The 1,271-nt window shown below is 62.9% G+C and carries 3 protein-coding genes; all 3 read right to left on the reverse strand.

Features of this window, described 5'->3' with window-relative positions; genetic code table 11:
• Nucleotides 1-202 (reverse strand): hypothetical protein (locus ACZ4VL_RS40765; protein ID WP_468211096.1); only part of this gene is annotated, 202 nt, incomplete at its 3' end.
• A 91-nt stretch (nucleotides 203-293) separates the two neighbouring features.
• The gene (locus ACZ4VL_RS40770; protein WP_100049978.1) at nucleotides 294-779 is read right to left on the reverse strand and encodes a DUF3592 domain-containing protein; all 486 of its coding nucleotides are present in this window, start codon (nucleotides 777-779) and stop codon (nucleotides 294-296) included.
• A gap of 21 nt (nucleotides 780-800) precedes the next feature.
• Nucleotides 801-1,271: DUF3592 domain-containing protein (locus ACZ4VL_RS40775; protein ID WP_468211100.1), on the reverse strand; the 471-nt coding region annotated here is incomplete at its 5' end.

Consider the following 1,271-nt stretch of genomic DNA (forward strand, 5'->3'; position numbering starts at 1 on the left):
CAGATATGCCGAGGACACGCAGAGCAGAGCGGGGCAACAACCAGAAGGCGGTGGGCTTGCTTGCTTTTTTTTTGGCGTGCACGTTGCGGTCACCGATGAAGCGCACGAAGCCTGGATCATTGAGCAATGCCAGCATCGGCGCAGCATCCCGGTCTGGTTCCAGGCGGCGCAGCCGCAGGCGTTCGCTTTCGATGGGATGCATGGGTGGGCTCCGGAAGGAATACCTCGATTTTGCAACGCCAGCGCCCGCCGTGCAGCACGCTCAGGCCAAGTGGGCCACTACGATGCCCAGCCTAGCCACATGCCCCGTCACGCTGGCCGAACAGGATCGGCCAGTAGCGCACGCACAGGCGATGGACGCATGCGGCGATCAGGCAGAACCCCATGCCCATCAGCGCCAACAGCAGCGGTGCGCCCCAGCGCAATCCCGGGTGCTGGATACGAGCCTTGGAAGGCATGCCGCCGGGATATAGCACCTGTACCTGTTCACCGACCACGTACAGTGGTGCCCCGGTAGCAAAGGACGCGGTGAACTGAATCATCTGCCCCTGTGCGGTCTGGAACCTCACCACCGGGCGATGCAGGGTGATGTCACGTGCGGGCATCCCCTCCATTTCCGACCGGGCATCCTCTGCCTGGACGGCCACCACCGTTCCGGTTACGGAAACGGCCTTGCTCGCGAAACGCTGGACGTCCACGAACAGCCAGGCGGCGGCCAGAAGGATCAGCAGGCCCACGGCAAAGAAAAACAGCAAAAAACATCTTAGGAGGGTGGGCATGGTGCTGGCCGGGTTGATCGATCAGCGTGCAGGTGCTGGCGCTGATCGAATGAAGGAGATATCGACATGGTAGTAGCGCGGATTGCCCGGCATGACATGGACATCCAGTTCACGCCCACTCACCTGTGCACGGGGATCGGCCCAGAGATACGCACTGTGGAAGACATGCCATCGAGTGGTTTCAGGATCGCGCCAGGCGCAGACGATGACGAACGGATGCCTTCCCCCCGAAAATACTCCGCGATCGCGCTTGATCGCCCGGACCTTGGCTTGCACCCGTGTCCCGTGGCGAAGGAGCTGCCTGCGCCGCCATGCCCTCGCCGCCTGCGGCAGGCGCAGAAGTCCCGCCGCCAGCAGGAATGGGCCGCTGTTCAATCCCAGTATGACGCTCAGGCTCCAGGGTGATGAGAGCGAACGCACCAGGGCCTTGTCCGGGCGGTCCGGCAGGTACAGCACATCTACATGATCGCCCGTCATGTAGGCACGATGGCG

The organism is Streptomyces sp. NPDC029014 (assembly GCF_055564695.1).

Excerpts from the sequence above, each read along its gene's own strand:
- ACZ4VL_RS40770 (WP_100049978.1), bottom strand. The coding sequence starts at position 779 with ATGCCCACCCTCCTAAGATGTTTTTTGCTGTTTTTCTTTGCCGTGGGC.